General features: G+C 66.2%; 13 protein-coding genes. 7 read left to right on the top strand and 6 right to left on the bottom strand.

Annotated elements, in window-relative coordinates:
- Positions 1-47 precede the first annotated feature (47 nt).
- The 4 genes from glgX to AAHK20_RS19545 are packed head-to-tail and all read right to left on the bottom strand — an operon-like array spanning position 48 to position 11,488.
- Positions 48-2,255 carry a glycogen debranching protein GlgX gene (gene glgX / locus AAHK20_RS19560; RefSeq protein WP_449183157.1) on the bottom strand — a complete coding sequence of 736 codons (2,208 nt, stop codon included), beginning with the start codon at positions 2,253-2,255 and terminating at the stop codon, positions 48-50.
- Positions 2,256-2,291: 36 nt separating this feature from the next.
- Positions 2,292-4,583, bottom strand: a complete 2,292-nt coding sequence (gene glgB / locus AAHK20_RS19555) for a 1,4-alpha-glucan branching protein GlgB (RefSeq protein ID WP_449183156.1) — start codon at positions 4,581-4,583, stop codon at positions 2,292-2,294.
- On the bottom strand, positions 4,576-8,022 hold the full coding sequence (gene treS, locus AAHK20_RS19550; protein WP_449183155.1) for a maltose alpha-D-glucosyltransferase: 3,447 nt from the start codon (positions 8,020-8,022) through the stop codon (positions 4,576-4,578). The genes glgB and treS overlap by 8 nt, the downstream gene beginning before the upstream one ends.
- Complete coding sequence (locus tag AAHK20_RS19545; protein WP_449183154.1) at positions 8,012-11,488, bottom strand: maltotransferase domain-containing protein; 3,477 nt, start codon at positions 11,486-11,488, stop codon at positions 8,012-8,014. The genes treS and AAHK20_RS19545 overlap by 11 nt, the downstream gene beginning before the upstream one ends.
- Positions 11,489-12,116: 628 nt before the next feature.
- On the opposite strand from AAHK20_RS19545, the gene AAHK20_RS19540 reads away from it, so the two are divergent.
- The 6 genes from AAHK20_RS19540 (at position 12,117) to AAHK20_RS19515 (ending at position 17,449) form a co-directional block, all read left to right on the top strand.
- A complete protein-coding gene (locus tag AAHK20_RS19540; protein WP_449183153.1) occupies positions 12,117-12,293 on the top strand; it encodes a hypothetical protein in 177 nt (58 codons plus the stop codon).
- 22 nt (positions 12,294-12,315) lie between these two features.
- The gene (locus AAHK20_RS19535) at positions 12,316-12,534 is read left to right on the top strand and encodes a hypothetical protein (RefSeq protein WP_449183152.1); all 219 of its coding nucleotides are present in this window, start codon (positions 12,316-12,318) and stop codon (positions 12,532-12,534) included.
- Between the two features lie 305 nt (positions 12,535-12,839).
- A complete protein-coding gene (locus tag AAHK20_RS19530) occupies positions 12,840-13,409 on the top strand; it encodes a sugar dehydrogenase complex small subunit (protein WP_449183151.1) in 570 nt (189 codons plus the stop codon).
- A 23-nt stretch (positions 13,410-13,432) separates the two neighbouring features.
- Complete coding sequence (locus AAHK20_RS19525) at positions 13,433-15,034, top strand: GMC family oxidoreductase (protein ID WP_449183150.1); 1,602 nt, start codon at positions 13,433-13,435, stop codon at positions 15,032-15,034.
- A 19-nt stretch (positions 15,035-15,053) separates the two neighbouring features.
- On the top strand, positions 15,054-16,481 hold the full coding sequence (locus AAHK20_RS19520; protein ID WP_449183149.1) for a c-type cytochrome: 1,428 nt from the start codon (positions 15,054-15,056) through the stop codon (positions 16,479-16,481).
- 230 nt (positions 16,482-16,711) lie between these two features.
- Positions 16,712-17,449, top strand: a complete 738-nt coding sequence (locus AAHK20_RS19515) for a metallophosphoesterase (RefSeq protein ID WP_449183148.1) — start codon at positions 16,712-16,714, stop codon at positions 17,447-17,449.
- A 34-nt stretch (positions 17,450-17,483) separates the two neighbouring features.
- Here AAHK20_RS19515 and AAHK20_RS19510 read toward each other — a convergent pair whose 3' ends face one another.
- Together AAHK20_RS19510 and AAHK20_RS19505 are read right to left on the bottom strand one after the other, a co-directional pair.
- The gene (locus AAHK20_RS19510) at positions 17,484-18,224 is read right to left on the bottom strand and encodes an RES family NAD+ phosphorylase (RefSeq protein ID WP_449183147.1); all 741 of its coding nucleotides are present in this window, start codon (positions 18,222-18,224) and stop codon (positions 17,484-17,486) included.
- Positions 18,221-18,655, bottom strand: coding sequence for an MbcA/ParS/Xre antitoxin family protein (locus tag AAHK20_RS19505; protein ID WP_449183146.1), 435 nt, complete (start codon positions 18,653-18,655; stop codon positions 18,221-18,223). The genes AAHK20_RS19510 and AAHK20_RS19505 overlap by 4 nt, the downstream gene beginning before the upstream one ends.
- A gap of 161 nt (positions 18,656-18,816) precedes the next feature.
- On the opposite strand from AAHK20_RS19505, the gene AAHK20_RS19500 reads away from it, so the two are divergent.
- Positions 18,817-19,272, top strand: coding sequence for a GNAT family N-acetyltransferase (locus AAHK20_RS19500; protein ID WP_449183145.1), 456 nt, complete (start codon positions 18,817-18,819; stop codon positions 19,270-19,272).
- Positions 19,273-19,289: the final 17 nt, after the last annotated feature.

Here is a 19,289-nt window from a genome sequence, read left to right as displayed (position 1 = left end):
TCTATCCTCGAAAGAGCGCCAATCGGTTGATGACAAGAAGTTTAGGTTTACGTGGGGCCGCGGCGAGGGCGGTTTGCATCGGGCGCGGTCGGGTAAACGGTGGCGCCCGGTTCCTGACCGGCTGCGGCCGGCGGCTCGTCTTGCCGTGCGCCGTAGCTCGTGGGTCGCGCGGCCAGAACGACGAACGCGTGTTCGCCGACGGTCAGCTCGGCCGTGCCGAGCGGGTGCGCGGGGGCTTCCGGCGCGGCCGTGTCGATGAGCACGGTCCACTCCCAATGCGGCTGCGGAGGCTTGAAGCTGAGCGGCGTTGCCGCCCCGTTTAGCATCATCAGCAACACCTCGATTTCGCCGTCGAGGCCGGGGCCCGCGCGGCGCAGCGTGAGCGCGCGCCGTTCGGGGTCCTGCCACGCTTCGCTCGTCAGCGGCTCGCCGCGTTCGTCGAACCAGCCGACGTCGTTGATCCCGGGCAGCACTTCGTCGTCGCCACGCAGAAAACGCGTCTCGCGCAAGAGCGGATGGTGCTTGCGCAGCGCGATCAGGCGCGCGGTGAACGCCGTCATGGTCCGGCCTTCAGGCGTCGCCGCCTGGTTCCAGTCGAGCCATGAAATCTCGTTGTCCTGGCAGTACGCGTTGTTGTTGCCTTGCTGCGTGCGCAGGAATTCGTCGCCGGCGGCGAGCATCGGCGTGCCGAGCGACGTGAAGACGGTCGCGAGGATCGAGCGCGCGACGCGCGCGCGCGTGGCGTTGACCACCGCGTCGTCCGTCAGCCCCTCGGCGCCCCAGTTCGCGCTCCAGTTCTCGTTGTGGCCGTCGCGGTTCTCTTCGCCGTTCGCCTCGTTGTGCTTGTGCTCGTACGAGACGACGTCGCCGAGCGTGAAGCCGTCGTGCGACGCGACATAGTTGACCGACGCCCACGGCTTTCTGAAGCGGCGGTTGAAGAGTTCGGCCGAACCCGTGACGCGCGCCGCGAGATCGGGCCGCATGCCGGCGTCGCCGCGCCAGAAGCGGCGCACGCTGTCGCGGAACTTGTCGTTCCATTCGGCGAAGCCGGGCGGATGGTGGCCGACTTGGTAGCCGCCCGGCCCGACGTCCCACGGCTCGGAGATGAGCTTGCGCGTCGATAGCACGGGGTCTTGCCGGATCGCGTCGAAAAAGCCCGAGCCGGGGTCGAACCCGGAGCCTTCGCGGCCGAGCGTGACGCCGAGGTCGAAACGGAAGCCGTCGATGTTGTAAGCGGTCGACCAGTAGCGCAGCGAATCCATCACCATCTGCAGCACGCGCGGATGCGAGAGGTTCAGCGTGTTGCCGCAGCCGGTGTCGTTGATGTAGTGGCGCTCGCCGCCGGGAATCAGGCGGTAGTAGCTCGCGTTGTCGAGACCGCGCCACGCGATCGTCGGGCCGAGTTCGTTGCCTTCGCAGGTGTGGTTGTAGACGACGTCGAGGATCACTTCGATGCCCGCGGCATGCAGTTGCCGCACGGCGATGCGCATTTCGTTGAGGCGGCGCGTCGACAGATAAGTGGGGTCCGGCGCGAAGAAGGTCGCGGTGTTGTAGCCCCAGTAGTTGGTGAGCCCGCGCGCGACCAGAAAGCGTTCGTTGAGAAACGCATGCACGGGCAAGAGTTCGATCGAGGTGATGCCGAGTTCGCGCAGATGGTCGAGAAAGCGCGGCGAGCAGAGCGCCGAGAACGTGCCGCGTTCGTGCGGACGCAACTCCGGGTTCAGCATCGACACGCCCTTCACATGCGCTTCGTAGATGACCGTTTCGGACCACGGCACGTTGGGGCGCACGTCGAGCGACCAGTCGAACGCTTCATCGATGACGACGCACTTCGGCAGCGCCGGCGCCGAGTCGCGACGGTCCAGCGACAAGTCCTGCCGGTTCGAATGCACGCGATAGCCGAACAACGGATCGGACCAGCGGAACTGGCCGACGAGCTTCTTCGCGTACGGGTCGAGCAGCAGCTTGTACGGATTGAAGCGGTGGCCGTGTTGCGGCTGATACGGGCCGTAGGCGCGAAAGGCGTACACGGCGCCCGGATGCGCGCCCGGGAGGTAGCCGTGCCAGATCTCGTCGGTGCACTCGGGCAGCGGTAGGCGCGCGAGCTCCTTGCGGCCCGTCGTGTCGAACAGACACAGCTCGATTTTCTGCGCGTTCGCGGAGAACACGGCGAAGTTGACGCCGAGGCCGTCCCATGTCGAGCCAAGCGGGTAGGGCATGCCGGGCTCGAGCTTGTCGGGGAGGGAGTTGGCCATTTGATTTATTGGTTAAGAGACTTTTTTAGGCCGCGCTTAGTCCGCGCGCAGCACAATCGTCGCGAGCGGAGGCAGCGTCAGCGCCGCCGATTGCGGCCTGCCGTGGCTCGCGATGTCCTCCGTATGGATCTGCCCCGCGTTGCCCATGTTCGAGCCGCCGTAGAGGCTCGCATCGGTGTTGAGGATCTCGCTCCAGCGGCCCGCGCGCGCGAAGCCGATGCGATAGCCCTCGCGCGGCACCGGCGTCAGATTGCAGACGACGACGACCTCGTATCCCGCGCCGTCCATGCGGCGGTACGCGAACACGCTGTTGCCCGTGTCGTCGCCGACGATCCATTCGAAGCCGGCGGCGTCGCTATCGAGCGCATAGAGCGCGGACTCCGCCGCATACATCCGGTTCAGGTCTCGCACGAGCGTCTGCACGCCGTGGTGCATCGGGTCGTCGAGCAGATGCCAGTGCGGCGAGCCGTCGTGATCGAACTCGGCCATCTGCCCGAACTCGCCGCCCATGAAGATGAGCTTCTTGCCGGGATGCGTCCACATGAAGCCGAAATACGCGCGCAGGTTCGCGAAGCGCTGCCAGCGGTCGCCCGGCATCTTGCCGAGCAGCGACCCCTTGCCGTGCACCACCTCGTCGTGCGAGAGCGGCAGCACGAAGCGCTCGGAGTACGCGTAGACCATGCCGAAGGTCATCGTGTGATGGTGGAAGCGGCGATGGATCGGGTCTTCGTGCATGTAGTGGAGCGTGTCGTGCATCCAGCCCATGTTCCACTTGAACGTGAAGCCGAGGCCGCCTTCTTCGAGCCGCGCGGTGACGCCCGGCCACGCCGTCGATTCCTCGGCGACCGTCATCGCGCCGCGCACGCCCGGGGCGTGCGCGACTTCGTGATTCATGCGCTTCAGGAACGCGATCGATTCGAGGTTTTCGCGGCCGCCGTAGATGTTCGGCACCCATTCGCCCTCGCCGCGCGAGTAGTCGCGGTACAGCATCGACGCCACCGCGTCGACGCGCAGCCCGTCGACGTGATAGCGCAACAGCCACGCCAGCGCCGACGCGATCAGATACGCGCTCACCTCGTTGCGCCCGAGGTTGTAGATCATCGTGTTCCAGTCCTGATGGAACCCCTCGCGCGGATCGGCGTGCTCGTAGAGCGGCGTGCCGTCGAACGCGATCATGCCGTGCGCGTCGTTCGGGAAGTGCGCGGGCACCCAGTCGAGAATCACGCCGAGCCCTTCTTCATGCGCGCGGTTCACGAACGCGGCGAAGCCTTCGGGATGACCGAAGCGCGCGGACGGCGCGAACTGCGCGAGCGGTTGATAGCCCCACGAGCCGCCGAACGGATGTTCGGCGAGCGGCAGGAATTCGACGTGCGTGAAGCCCATGCTGAGCACGTACGGAATCAGGCGGTCGGCAAGTTCGGACCAGTCGAGATTGCGGCGGCCTTCTTCGTTCACGCGCAGCCACGACTCGGCGTGCACTTCGTAGATCGAGACGGGCACGCGCGGTGTCTGCCGGTCGGCGCGGCCCGTCATCCAGGCGCCGTCGGTCCACGGGAAGTGCTCGATGCGCGCGGCGTCGGCGACGACCGAGCCCGTCGCGGGCGGGCGCTCGGTCTGCATCGCGCAAGGGTCGGCCTTGAGCGGCAGCGTGTGGCCGTCGCGCGTGACGATTTCGTACTTGTAGACCGTGCCCGCGGCGAGGCGCGGCACGAACAGCTCCCACACGCCCGCGATATGGCGCAGCCGCATCGGATGGCGGCGTCCGTCCCAGGTGTTGAAGTCGCCGACCACCGACACGCGCCTTGCATTCGGCGCCCACACCGCGAAGCGCGCGCCCGGCACGCCGTCCATCTCCCACGGGCGCGAGCCGAGGCATTCGAGCACCGCGTACGGGTCCGCGTGCGCGAGGCGCTGCAGCGCGTCTTCGGACAGCACCGGGCCGAACGCGTAGGTGTCTTCGATCTCCTGCTGTGCGCCGTGCCAATCGACGCGCAGCCGATACGGCGCCGCGCGCTCGACAATGCCCGCGAACAAGCCGCCGGGATGCACCTGCGTCAAATGCCCGAGCGATGCGCCGGACTCGCGCTCGATCACTTCGACTTGCGCAGCGCCTGGCAGCATCGCGCGCACCGCGGGGCCGTCCGAGGTGCGGTGCGGGCCGAGTTGCGAAAACGGATCGGGGTGGCGCGCGTCGACGATGGCTTCGATGTCGAGCTCGTTCAAGCCCGCTCGCGGATCGCGACCGGCGATCGGCTTGACGAGGGGTTCGTGAGCTGCGCCGCCTTGTGCTTGCCCGGACGTCTGAGTGGACCGTTCGCTTTCACTCATCTGAGGCTCCCTCTGACGCGGCGTCCGGCCGGGCTCCATTCGGGGTCCCCGTGTCGCCGAGCATGCGGCTCGCGATCGACGCGAGGCCGCGCACCGGCAGCCCGAGCCACGATGGCCGGTTGGCGGCCTCATAGCGGATCTCGTAGGCGGCCTTCTCGACGAGGAACAGATCGAGCAGCGCGGCCTCGGCCTCGGGCGCGACGAGCGGCTGCGCCGCCTCGCCGACGGCGATCTGGTATTCGCGCAAGAAGCTCTCCTCGCCGTAGCCGCGCAGGCGCTCGAACAGCGCGCGCTTGCGGTCGGCCACTTGCGGCGGCGCGGCTTCCATCGTCGATTGCGCGGCGGCGCTCGCATACGACAGCGAACGCACCAGTCCCGCGACGTCGCGCATCGGGCTCGCTTTGCGGCGGCGTTCGTCGAGCGGACGCGCGGGCTCGCCTTCGAAGTCGATCAGGAAGGCGTCGCCCTGCGCGATCAGCACTTGGCCGAGATGGAAGTCGCCGTGGATGCGCGTGCGCCACGCGTCGACATCGAGCGGCACGCGCTGTTCGACCGCCTCGATCAAGAGCGCGCGGCGATCGATCAGGCTTTGCGCGAGGAGGCGCGTGTCTTCGCCGAGCGGGTCGTCGTCGCCGTACTTGGCAAGGCGCTCGGCGAGCAGATCGAGCGCGCTCGCGAGCATCGATTGCGTGCCGTCGATCCACGCCTTCACGTCCTCGCGCGTGGCGCGCTCGGGCGCGAACGCCGGGTCGTCGCAAGGCTGGCCGAGCGCGACGTGCAGCTCGCCGAGCCGCTTGCCGATGATGCCGATCAGCGTCTGATAGCCGGCGATCTTCTCGACGTCTTCGTCGGAGAATTCTTCCGCGTCGGCCGCAAGCGCCAGTTCGTCTACTGTGCGGCGCAAGTAGTCGAGCGCCCAGTTCCACGCGTCGCCCTGGTTGTCGATGAAGCCTTGCAGGATCGCGAGCGTGTGTGGCACGCCGGCCGGATCGACGCGCACGACCACGCCCAGGAGCGGCGCGGTATTCGCGAAGCCGATCTCGGTCAGATGCCGGCTGATCTCCACCTCGGGATGAACGCCGCCGACCACCCGCCGCACGAGCTTCAATACCGCGCGGTCGGCGATCACGAGCGAGCTGTTGCTTTGCTCGGCCGCGATCCAGCGGATTTCCTGCGGCTCGTCTTGCAGGTCGAGGTCGTCGAGTTCACTGAAGCGCGCGGTCGGCTCGAAGCGGATCTCGCTTTTCTGCACGGTCGGCACGGCCGCGTGCTCGCGCATTTTCTTGAGCACGCCATGCGCGAATTGCGGCACCGCGAACGCGTCGGTCAGGTGGCCGATGTTGCGGCCGCGCCGCACGCGCGCGAGCGCGAGCTGCATGTAGAGCGGCACGGTGGTGTCGCTGCCCCAGGAGATCGCGATCGGCAGCACGTAGCGCTCAGTGTGCTTGCCGACGTCCGCTTCGACTTCGGTGAACGCGAAGCCCGCGTCGGGGATCGTCGTCAGCGCGGCGAGGCGCACGCCGTGCAGCTTCTGGTCTTTCGAAGCAAACCAGCGGCGCCGGCTCAGATACGACGGCAGCACTTCCGATTCGAGCAAGCGCACGTTTTCCGGCGTCGGCCCCTGCTGCCCGACGCGGATCACGATCGTCACGAATTCGGGCAATTGCTGCGACGGCGCCTGGCTCCACGCCGGACGCGCATCGCCCGTGCACAGCAGGAACCAGAGGAAGCCGTACGGCGGGAACGTCAGCAGATAGGTGAGCTGGCCGATCGGCGGGAACACGGAGTCGGCCGTCATTTCGATCGGCACGTGTCCCGCGAATTCGGACAGATCGAGCTCGACCGCCTGCGGCGCGCGCGACAGGTTCGCCACGCACAGAATCGGCGCCTCGCCTTCCATCTCGCGCAGGTACGCGAGGATCTTGCGGTTGTTCGGCTTCAGGAAGCGGATCGTGCCGCGCCCGAAGGCGTGCTTCGAGCGGCGCGTCGCGAGCATGCGGCGGGTCCAGTTCAGGAGCGAATGCGGGTCGCGGCTCTGCGCTTCGACGTTGACCGCGTCGAAGCCGTAGAGCGAGCCCATCACGGGCGGCAGCACGAGCTGCTCGGGGTCCGCGCGCGAGAAGCCGCCGTTGCGGTCCGACGACCATTGCATCGGCGTGCGCACGCCGTCGCGGTCGCCCAAGTGGATGTTGTCGCCCATGCCGAGCTCGTCGCCGTAGTAGATGACCGGCGTGCCCGGCATCGACAACAGCAGCGAGTTGATCAGCTCGATGCGGCGCCGGTCGCGCTCCATGAGCGGCGCGAGGCGCCGCCGGATGCCGAGGTTCAGGCGCGCGCGCCGGTCGCTCGCGTAGGTGTTCCAGAGGTAGTCGCGCTCGGAATCGGTGACCATTTCGAGCGTCAGTTCGTCGTGGTTGCGCAGGAAGATCGCCCATTGGCAGGTCGGCAGCAAGTCAGGCGTCTGCCGCATGATGTCGGTGATCGGGAAGCGGTCCTCGCTCGCGATCGCCATGTAGATGCGCGGCATCAGCGGGAAGTGGAACGCCATGTGGCATTCGTCTTCGTCGCCGAAGTATTCCTGCACGTCCTCCGGCCATTGGTTCGCTTCGGCGAGCAGCATCCGGTTCGGATACTCGGCGTCGATCGTGGCGCGGATCTTCTTCAGGATCGCGTGCGTCTCCGGCAGGTTCTCGTTGATCGTGCCTTCGCGCTCGACGAGGTACGGCACCGCGTCGAGCCGCAGACCGTCGATCCCCATGTCGAGCCAGAAGCGCATCACCTGCAGCACTTCGCGCATCACGGCGGGGTTGTCGAAGTTCAGGTCGGGCTGGTGCGAATAGAAGCGGTGCCAGAAATACGCGCCCGCGACGGGATCGTGCGTCCAGTTCGACGGCTCGCTATCGATGAAGATGATGCGGGTGCCCGCGTACTTCGTATCGGTCTCGGACCACACGTAGTAGTTGCGATGGTTCGAGCCCGGCTTCGCGCGGCGCGCGCGCTGGAACCATGGGTGCTGGTCCGACGTGTGGTTGATGACGAGCTCCGTGATCACGCGGATGCCGCGCGAGTGCGCGGCCTGGATGAAGCGCTTCACGTCGGCGAGCGAGCCGTAGTCGGGGTGCACGTTGCGATAGTCGGCGATGTCGTAGCCGTCGTCGCGGCGCGGCGACGGGTAGAACGGCAGCAGCCAGATCGCGGTCACGCCGAGCTCCGCGATGTAGTCGAGCTTGGCGAGCAGGCCCGGAAAGTCGCCGATGCCGTCGTTGTTGGCGTCGAAAAACGACTTGATGTGGACCTGGTAGATGATCGCGTCCTTGTACCAGAGCGCGTCATCGGACAAGAGCGCCGGCTTCGCGCGGCGCGCCGCGCGCGGGGCTTTCTGCGCGTGCGCTTCGGAAGCGGCCGGGTTCATCTGTTCGTGCTGAGCGTCACGCTTCATCGTGTACCTCTGCAGCGGCGGGTTGGGCGAGCGCGCGTTCGTCGCGCGGCAAGCCGGCGGCCGGTGCGATCCGCCAGATCGCGAACGGCCGCGTATTCGGATCGAGCCGCACGTGCTGGCGGCGGCCATGCCATTCGAAGCGCTCGCCCGTCATCAGATCGGTGACGGCGAGCGCATCCCCGTCGTGAAGCCGCCAATGATTGTGCGTATGCCACGACAACTCGAAATCGGCGCCTTGCTCGTTGAACGGATCGAGATTGATCGCGACGACAATCACGTTGTCGCGCGCCTCGGTTGCTTTTTCGAAGCACAGGATGTGGTCGTTGAAAGCGTGCAGGAACGTGAGCCCGAGATGCGTGTGCAGCGCGGGGTTCGCGCGGCGGATGCGGTTGAGCGCCGTGATCGTGCCGACGATGTTGCCGGGGCGGTTCCAGTCCCACGCGCGCAGCTGGTACTTCTCGGAGTCGAGATATTCCTCGCTGTTGGGCAGCGCCGCCGCTTCGCACAGCTCGAAGCCGCAATAGACGCCCCACAGCCCCGACAGCATCGACGCCAGCGCCGCGCGGATCATGAAGCCCGCGCGGCCCTGCGCTTGCAGATGGCGCGGGTTGATGTCCGGCGTGTTGACGAAGAAGTTCGGACGGAAAAAGTCGCGCACGTTCGTCGTCGTCAGCTCGGTCAGGTACTCCGTGAAATCGCGCTTCGATTCGCGCCACGTGAAGTACGTGTACGACTGCGAGAAACCGAGCTTCGCGAGCCGGTACATGAGGCGCGGACGCGTGAACGCTTCGGAGAGAAAGATCACGTCCGGATGGCGCGAGCGGATGTCGGCGATCATCCATTCCCAGAACGGCAGCGGCTTCGTGTGCGGATTGTCGACCCGGAAAATGCGCACGCCCGCATCGATCCAGAACTGGATGATGTCGCGCAGCGCGAACCAGAGCGCGGGCTTGGCGTCGTGCGTGTAGAAGTCCGGGTTGACGATGTCCTGATACTTCTTCGGTGGATTCTCCGCGTAGCGCAGGGTGCCGTCGGGGCGCCAGGCGAACCACGCGGGGTTTTCGGTGAGCCACGGATGATCGGGCGCGCATTGGATCGCGAAGTCGAGCGCGATTTCGAGGCCGTGATCGTGCGCGGCGGCGAGCATGCGCTTGAAGTCGTCGAGCGTGCCGAGCTGCGGATGCAGCGCCGTATGGCCGCCTTCCTTGCCGCCGATCGCGTACGGGCTGCCGACGTCGCCCTCCTGCGCCTCCAGCGTGTTGTTGCGGCCCTTGCGGTTGATCTTGCCGATCGGGTGGATCGGCGGGAAGTAGAGCACGTCGAAGCCCATGTCGCGGATGCGCGGGAGCTTCGCGATCACGTCGTCGAAGGTGCCGTGGCGGTGCTCGTCGTCGCTCATCGAGCGCGGGAAGATCTCGTACCAGCTCGCGAAGCGCGCGGCGAGGCGCTCGGCGTCGATCCGGTAGATCGTCGCGTCGCGCGTGAGGAACGGGCGGTGGCGGGCTGCCGCGATCGTGTCCGCCGTCGAGGGCGCGAGCACGAGATTGAGCCTGCCTTGCGGGCTCGCGTGCGCGAACTGCGTGACGAGGTGTTTCAGTTGGCCAATGGCGGCGTGTTGCGAGGCGTGGTCGTGGTGTTCGTGGGCGGCGTCGGGTTCAGCCGATTGCGCGGCTTCCGCCGTTTCCACTTCGGCCAGCACGCGCGCGAACAGATGGCGCGCCTCCTCGACTTCGAGATCGACGGTCTGATTCGCGTTCAGCTTCTTCTTCATGTGATCGACGAGCGACGCGAAGTCGTCGCGCCACGCGATCACGGTGAATTCGTGCCGGCCGAGCCGTTCGAGCGGAATGCGCGCGCTCCACAGGTCCATGCCTGCCGGCTGCGCGGGCGACATCGGCGTTTCGTGCCACGCGGTCTCGTCGGCGGGGCGCCAGATCACGGCGGCGGCGATCTTGTCGTGGCCTTCGCCGAAGATCGCGGCGCTGATCTCGACGCGCTCGCCGACGACCCGCTTCACCACGAACCGTCCATGATCGATCGACGGCGACACGCTTTCGATCGCGACGCGCGGCGCTTCGAGCGCGTCGTGGATCGCGGCGGCGGCAAAGGCGGCGGCGTGCTTGCCGCTGCCCATCCGCGCGACGACCGGCGCGCCGGGCATCGCGCGATGGAGCTGCGTTGCGCCGGGCGCGAGCACGAACGGCTCGAGCGCGACGGCGGCATCGGTGCAGGGGCTTTCCAGCGGCTTGAAGCGCGTCAGATTGCCGGGGGCGCCGTCGAGAAAGCGCTCGGGGTCGACGAAGGCGGGCATGGTCAGTTCCGGATTGACGACGACGAGGACCGCTTCTTCGGCATCGCGCAGGTCGGCGCACGCGCCGCGCAGCAGCACGGCGACGTTCGCTCCGGCGGGCGACAGCGCGCGCAACTCGCCAGTCGACGCCAGCGCGGGCGTTTCGCGCCGCACGGCATTGGCGTGTTCGAGTTCGGTGCAGAGATTGAAGCGCGGCGCGGCGCACGCGGCCGCGTATTGATCGGCATTGCCCGACGTGTACGACAGCGCCTCCGCGACGCCGTATTCGAAGCCCATCGGCACGAGCCAGCCGGTGCCGAGCGCGGCCGCTGTCCATAGCGAGCGCCGATAGCCGCGCTCGACGATCGCGGCATCGCTCGCGCCGGCAAAGTCGCTGGCGAGGCGCGCGCCGTACGGCGCCTCGGGAAACGCGATCGGCGCGCCGATGCGCGAGAGCGCGGCGTGCTCGTCGAGCAGCCAGTCGGCGCGGAAATCCCACCAGCGCACGGAAGAAAACACGCTGTCGAACCTCGCGTCTTCGAGCGGCGCGAGATCGCCGCGGGCGATCCCCGGGGTCGCCGCGAGAAAGCGTATATCCGCGTGCTTCTCGCGCACCTTCGCGCCGAGTTGGCGCCACACGTGCGGCGGCACGCGATGCGGCGAATCGAAGCGAAAGCCCGCGATGCCTGCATCGGCGAATGCGATCAACTGGTTCGCCCACCAGTTGGTCAGGTGCGCCATGGCTTCGCCGCCGTTGAAGTTCGCATACGCGACGTTGTCCTCGCGCCGGGCGTGGCGCGGATCGAGCCGCGCATCTTCGGGCTCGAACGGCTGGAACCACTGCGGGTTGTGCAGATGCAGCGCGCTGTCGGCCGCCACGCGATCGACGATCACGTCGAGCAGCACCGCGAGTCCGGCCTTGCGCGCGACTTCGGCGAGCATGCCGAGCGCGTCGCGCGCGGGCAATTGCGATTCGAACGCGGGATGCAGGCGCTCGTGATCGGCGATCACTTGAAGATGGCCCGCATGCCCCGGCAGAAACGGCGAGCCGATCAGGACGTGATCGAAGCCGAGCGCGGCAGCATGCTCGAACTGCGCGGGCCATGCACCGAGCGGCCCGACGAGAAGGGGATGAAGGAAATAGATCCGCGGCGCATACGCGTGACGACGTTCCATCGGTCAGTTCCAGATTCGTCCTGCGGTGTGGATGCACGGCAAGGTGCGATCACATCATTAGGCTTCTAGAGCCCCGCGCGCGGTGCTGCATCGTTGCGGCGCGGGGAGCGAGTCCCCGAAGCCCAAGCAGATTGCATGCCGTACTCGACGAAATCCGGCGGCTGGCATCGTGCCGATCCGGATCGTCGAGCGACGGATCGGGCACGTTTGCATCGTCATGCATCGATCGGAACGATCGACTGCGGGCGACGTTGCGCGGCGGATTTCGGTATCTCAGAGAAGTGTATGCGCGCGATGCGGGAAAGGTGAGGGGAGGATTGCACTCCGTTACACCTGCGATTTGGTCGGATGTTTGCGCGGCCGGAATCGGTGGCGTGCGCCTGTAAAAGTGACATCTGGCGGCACCGCTTTTTTACATGACGGGCGGCGGCGGACGGACGGCCAACTCGACCCCATTTATTTCCGGCCTGGCTGCCTCGTTTTCCTGATGTGACCGGCGCGAGACGGTGGAACGGCGGCCTGCGCGACGTATCGACGCAAATTGGCAACAACGAATATTGGATTATTGCGGCGCAGCAGCTCTATCTCTATAATAAGGGTTATCCCTTAGGACAAAACCCTAATCATCATGAAAGCTCTGACTGCCTTCGTCGTGGAATCCTCGCTCTCCAAAGCCCTGGCCGAATTCGCCGCTGCGTTCCGTCGCGAAGCGGGCCGCGCGCTGACGCTGCATCTGCAAACGTGCGCGATCGTCGCCGAGTCGCATGAGCGCCGCGTGCGTGTCGAGTCGCGCCGCCAGTGGTGATTGGCAAGCGGACGGACGAATCATGGTGCCCTATCGTTTTCGAGTTTTCGAGCGGATCGCGTTCTCGTTGGTCGTGATGTTCGCGCTCGGCTGCACGGTGCTGATCGCGTACGAAAACCATCCGGACGCGTTCCAGAACGGCTTGCAGGCCGGCAAGGACGCGCTGAGCTGGACGGGCCAATACACGATGGCCTGTGCCTCGCCGCAAAGCGACGATTGCGAGCGCCTCGCGGCCAAGTAGTACCCGGCGCGGATTCAGCACGGCCACGTCGAAACAGAACGACAAGATCGACGAAAGCAGGCGTGCAACTTGCTCTTGCCAGCGCGGTGATGGCCGGACGGGATGAACCCGCCGATGTCAAGAATTGTGAAATGACCCCATCACCGCTATAGTTTCAGCCAGCGAAACGGCGGCCGATGTGGGACCGCTGCTACCGCCAGAGTGCACAAGACCGCCCTACGGCGGCGATAAGACCAACTCGGGGGCGGACAGCCGGACCAGGCCGGCTGAATCACACAAGACACAAGACATCGTCTGGAGCCCACATGACAGATGCCCAAGCGGACGGCGCGCCAGAGACGGCGTCATCCGCGGTCTCTCGCAGGCAGTTCGTGCTCGGAGCGTGCGCGTCGGCGGTTGCGCTCGCCTTCGGCGCGGCGGCCAGCATCGGTTTGCCGTTCGGCGTTTCGCCCGCGTTTGCGTTCACGCCGCCGGCGGGCGGCGGCGTCGACGCCTTCCTCGCGCTCTCGCAGCAACTCACCGGCCGCACGAGCTTCGATTCGATTCTCGGCAAGCGCGTCTACGACGCGCTTTCGAAAGCCGACAGCCAATTCACGCAGAACGTCGCCGCCCTCAACACGTGGCTGCAAGGGCATGCCTCGGTGCCGAGCGATACCGTCACGCAAGCGCTTGCGGTCGACCAGCCGAATCTCGCGAAGACGGTCGGCCAGGTCATGCGCGCGTGGTACCTGGGCCTCGTCGGCGAGATGCCGAACGTGCAGGTCGTCGCCTACGAGCGGGCGCTGATGTTCGATCCGGTGAAGGACGTGCTGACGATCCCCTCGTACTGCAGAGACGTGCCGTTTTATTGGGCGCAGAAACCGTCGCTCGCGTGAGCGCGAAACCGTTGAGGTCAGGAATGGCAGTCAACAATTCAGCCGATGTCGTCGTAGTCGGCTCGGGCGTCGCAGGCAGTCTGATCGCTCATCAGCTCGCGCTCGCGGGCGCGTCGGTGATCCTGCTCGAAGCGGGGCCGCGCATTCCGCGCTGGCAGATCGTCGAGAATTTCCGCAACTCGCCCGCCAAGGCCGATTTCGCGACGCCGTATCCTTCGGCGCCTTACGCGCCGCATCCCGAGTACTCGCCGTCGAACGACTACCTGATTCAGAAGGGCGCCTATCCGTACAACTCGCAGTACATCCGGCTCGTCGGCGGCACGACGTGGCATTGGGCGGCGGCGGCTTGGCGTCTTTTGCCGTCGGACTTCAAGCTGAAGACGATGTACGGCGTCGGCCGCGACTGGCCTTTTCCGTACGAGACGCTGGAGCCCTGGTACTACGCGGCCGAAGTGCAATTGGGCGTCTCCGGTCCCGATGTGTCGATCGACTTGGGTTCGCCGCGCAGCAAGCCCTACCCGATGCAGCCGCTGCCGCTGTCGTACATGGACCAGCGTTTCTCCGACGTCCTCAACGCAAACGACTTCAAGGTCGTGCCCGAGCCGGTCGCGCGCAACAGCCGTCCCTACGACGCGCGCCCGACCTGCTGCGGCAACAACAATTGCATGCCGATCTGCCCGATCGGGGCGATGTACAACGGCGCGATTCACGCCGAGAAGGCCGAGCAGGCCGGCGCGAAGCTGATTGCGCAGGCGGTGGTCTACCGCGTCGAGGCCGACGACAAGGGCCTCATCACAGCGGTCCACTACAAGGACCCGAGCGGCGCGACGGCGCGCATCACGGGCAAGCTCTTCGTGCTGGCCGCGAACGGCATCGAAACGCCGAAGCTGATGCTGATGTCGACCACCGACAAATTCCCGCATGGCATCGGCAACAGCTCCGATCAAGTGGGCCGCAATCTGATGGACCACCCCGGCACCGGCGTGAGCTTTCTGGCGAACGAGGCGCTGTGGCCGGGACGCGGGCCGATGGAGATGACATCGATCGTGAGCTTCCGCGACGGCGCGTTCCGCTCCGATTACGCGGCGAAGAAGCTGCATCTGTCGAACGGCGTGCCGACGATGGCGATCACCGCCGCGCTGCTGCAGAAGGGCCTGACGGGCGCCGAACTGGATCGCCAGATCCGCGACCGCGCCGCGCGGCTGCTCACGATCAACAGCTTTCACGAGCACCTGCCGGAGCCGGGCAACAGGATCGTCCCGTCGGCCGATCACAAGGACGCGCTCGGCATTCCGCACCCCGAGATCTACTACTCGATCAACGACTACGTGACGAAGAGCGCGGCGAACACGCACGAGCTCTATGCGCAGATCGCAGCGCTGTTCGGCGGCACCGAGGTCGCGTTCGACGATACCTTCGCGCCGAACAATCACATCATGGGCACGACGATCATGGGCAACGACGCGGGCGATTCGGTCGTCGACGCGGATTGCCGCACGCACGATCATCAGAACCTCTTTATCGCGAGCAGCGGCGTGATGCCCTCCGCTGCGTCCGTCAACTGCACGCTGACGATTGCCGCGCTGTCGCTGAAGCTCGCCGACAAGCTCAAGCACGAACTGTGAGACCTGACGGAGACACTCGATGACGAACCCCAGGTCTCGCCGCAAGCCCGCCGACCCGCGCCGCTGGCCCAAGCGCATGGGCGGCCTCGCCGCGGCGTTTTCGCTGTTTGCGCTGTATCTCGCGTGGCACGCGTCGGCCGAGCCGGACCCGTCGCCGGCCGACGAATCGCCGATCACGCTCGCATCCGCCGAGGGCCCGGCGAGCGCTTCGTCGGCATCGGACGCGGAAGGCGCGCTGCAAAGCGACGCAACGGGCGCGAGCCTCGTGAAGCGCGGCGAATATCTCGCGCGCGCGGGCGATTGCATCGCCTGCCATACCGTGGACAAGGCGCGCCCGTTCGCGGGCGGCGTGCCGATCTCGACGCCGTTCGGCACGATCTACACGCCGAACATCACGCCGGACCCCGATACCGGCATCGGCCGCTGGACCGACGCGGACTTCCTGCGCGCGATGCACGAAGGCATTGGCAAGAGCGGGGAGCGTTTGTATCCAGCGTTTCCGTACCCCGAATACACGCGCGTCGCGGAGCGCGACGTGCTCGCGATCCGCGCCTATCTGAACACAGTCGAGCCGATCCACTACGCACCGCCGCGCAACGAGCTCTCGTTTCCGTTCAACCTGCGCTGGCTGATGGTGGTCTGGAACCTGTTCAATTTCAACGAAGGCCGCTTCGTGCCCGACCCGAAGCAAAGCCCGGAATGGAATCGCGGTGCGTATCTGGTCGAAGGTCTCGCGCATTGCGAGGAATGCCACACGCCGCGCAATTTCATGCAAGGGCTGAAATCGAGCGACCGCTTCTCGGGTGAGAAGGTATCGGGCTGGCACGCGTTCAACATCACGCCTGACAAGACGAGCGGCATCGGCGCGTGGGCAGACGCAGACCTCGCGCACTATCTGTCGACGGGCGTTGCCCCGGGCCGTGCGAACGCGGCCGGGCCGATGGCCCAGGTCGTCGAGGACAGCACGCAGTACCTCACGGACGAAGACCTGCGCTCGATCGGCGTCTACCTGCGTTCGGTGCCGCCCGTCGCGGGCGGCGAGACGCGCGCTCGCGACCAATGGGGCCAGCCCGCACACGACGATGTGACCACCCTGCGCGGCACGAAGATCACGAGCGTCAACGGCGCACAGCTTTTCATCGCGAACTGCGCGACGTGTCACAGCTGGAGCGGGCAGGGCGTCGGCGCGAGCGCGCCGGGGGCGTATCCGTCGCTGATCCATAACAGCGTCGCGGGCGCTGCCGATGCGAACAATCTCGCGATGGTGATCCTGCACGGCGTCGAGCGGAAGACGAAGGATGCCGACGTGCTGATGCCGGAATTCGGATCGCAATTGTCCGACGACCAGGTGGCCGCGATCTCGAACTACGTGACCAGGCAGTTCGGCAACCCGGGCTCGACGATCACCGTCGATCAAGTCGCGAAGCTGCGCGCGCAGCAACAATGACAGCTTGTCAAAGCGTGCCTCGACGCGGTCCCGCGATATCTGCCGGGCCGCGCCGCGCGGCACGGTTAAGGTTTTCTTAAGGCACACGTGTTGCGCAGAGCCTACATGGCGTGCGCAAAATTCGCCAATCAGGCGACAAACAGCTTTCCGCCGTCGCCTAAACGTTTCTAGATGTTTCGAACGCTCGGCGCGCCGCAGACGTGTCACGCGGCCCGCACTATGATGCGCTTATGGATACCGAACTCTTCCCTGTCGTTTGCCGCCACGCGTCCAATAGCAACGGACGCGATTTCGTGGTGGGCGACCTGCATGGCTGCGTCGACGCGCTGCGCTACTTGCTGCGGGAAATCGCGTTCGACCCCACACGCGACCGTCTGTTTTCGGTCGGCGATCTGATCGATCGCGGCAGCCAGTCGGAGGACGCGCTCGCCTTGCTCGACAAGCCCTGGTTCTACGCGGTGCTCGGCAATCACGAGGAAGCGCTGTGCGCGGTGGTCGAAGGCACGATGCGGCGCAACTGGTGGTACGGGATCGGCGGCGCGTGGGCTGACGCGTTGAGCGAGGAGCAGTTGATCCTGTACGCCAAGCGTCTGCGGGAATTGCCGCTCGTGCGCGTGGTGGGGGCGGGCGCGGCGCGCTTCAATATTCTGCATGCCGAATTTTTCGGCAGCGACGCGGACCTCGATTCCGCCGATTTCACCGATCACGTGCGGCAGCAAATGCTATGGGGCCGCGAGCTGGCGCTCGGCAATAGCGACCCGGACCGGCAGGCCGGGCTCTCGATCACCTACTGCGGACACACGCCGATGCGCGACATGGGGCGCATCGGCTCGCAAGTGTTCGTCGATACCGGCGCCTTTGCGCTGACGGGCAAGCTGACGATCACCGAGGCGTTGACGCCGCGCGTCTGGTCGGTGTCGCTCGATACCGCGCTGGCCGAAGGCGCGGCGCACATCGCGTTGCCATGATTCAAGGTTGCCTTCGGCAACCCTTTCGCGCGGCTCACCCCACTTGGCTCAATTCGAACACGCTGTCGATCGCGCTGCCGTTCCAGTTGTATTCCAGATACGCCGCGTGATGGCAGTCGCGCAGGATCGTCGTCTTGAATGCCGCGAGGCATTCGCCGCCCTCGGTATCGCGCACGGACGGATACGCAATCCCCTCAGCACCCGCCGCCCGCGCCGCGCGCCCGAGCGCCTGGCCGGCCGTGTAGTCGGTCGGCGACAGCAAAGACGCATGGGCGCCCCCAGGGTCGAGCGCCGCATGGCCGCGCAAATCGACGGCATCGCCCTGCGCGATCACCGTATAGAGCCGCATCTGCTGCCGCATCGGCGCCTCGTTGGTGGCGGCGAGAAAGTTGCCGGTGTGAAAGCGTGTTTCGGCGATCGCCGTGCGGCGTTCGCGCGCGCAATAGAACACGCCGTACGTGCCGTCCGAAAAGCGGCTGCCGAGCGGATTCAGATGCGTGAACGCGGCCATGATCGGCCCGTAGCCCGGCCCGAAACGGCGTTCTTCGAGCGGCACCAGGTCGAGCTCGCCGACTTCGGTGCGCAGGCGGTCGTTGGTCATCGCTTCGAGCGCATAGAGCGCGTCGAAATCTTCGGGCGACGCGACGCGATCGAACAGGTTCACAGCCGGAAAGCGCGTGGGGATCACGCGATACGCGGGCGACCAATCGAGCGGCGTGATCGGCAATGAGTTGGGCAATGCGCGCCAATGGTCCTGCCAGTTCGTCTCCGTCACGCCCAGCCGCCCCGCATCGCATCGAGATATTGGCGCACCGCGACGAGATCGCTGATGTTGCCGGCGAGCATGCGGTCGAGCGCGCGCTTGCCGCCGAAGGGCGGCGCGCTGTTCGGACGCTTGACCCAGCCATCGGCCGCCGGCGGCTGCGGCAGCAGGATCTGCAGCGCCTTGTAGATGCCGAGCAAAAGCGACAGCCGCTCGAGCGTATCGCGGCCAAGGCGAGCGGTTTGCGGCGCGGACTTCCACTTGAAGAACGTCGAGCGGCCCGGCGAGCCGAGGAGGACGATTTGTTCCTCGACCGATAAATCCCAATCGCGGGCGATGTTGAAGAACGCGCGCAGGCCGGCCGCCGACATCTCGGCGAGCGACGCCGCGGAGCGCGGCGAGGGGGCTCGCGCGGACGGCGACAGGTGGGCGGCGGAAGACATGGCGTAATCTCTAAGTGAACTATGCGTAGATATTAGTCTATTTATGGATTTTAGCAAGGCCGAATGGGTGCGGCTCGGCGACGCGCAAGCGTTGCGGTAGATTGCAGGACGGCGGCGCGTCTGCGCCGCTCACGACCGATCACCGATGCGAGGCCGAATTCATGACGATCACGATACGAAGAATCGAAGCGCGCGATGAGATGCGCTGGCGCGAACTCTGGGACGGATACACGCGCTTCTACGAGCGAGAACCCGACGAAGCGATCACGCGTCACACCTGGACACGCATTTTCGACGCGGCTTCCCCCGTGTTCGCGATCGTCGCCGAGCAGGGAGACGGCACGGTGATCGGTATCGCGAACTATCTCGTCCACGAAAACACCTCGACGCTGACGCCGGTCTGCTATCTGCAGGATCTGTTCGTCGATCCGCAGGTGCGAGCGGGCGGCGCCGGCAAGCTGATGATCGACTGGCTCATCGACGAGATGCGGGCTCAGAAATGGTCGCGTCTCTACTGGAATACGCGGGAAACCAACTACCGCGCGCGCGGACTGTACGACAAGTACACGCCGCATAGCGGCTTTGTCCGCTACGTGATTGCCAATCCGGACGCGTAAGGCACGATGCTGCGCCG

This window comes from Trinickia camelliae (assembly GCF_053525655.1).
The sequence above is the reverse complement of the archived record's forward strand: the minus strand, read 5'-3'. Positions and strand labels throughout refer to the sequence as shown.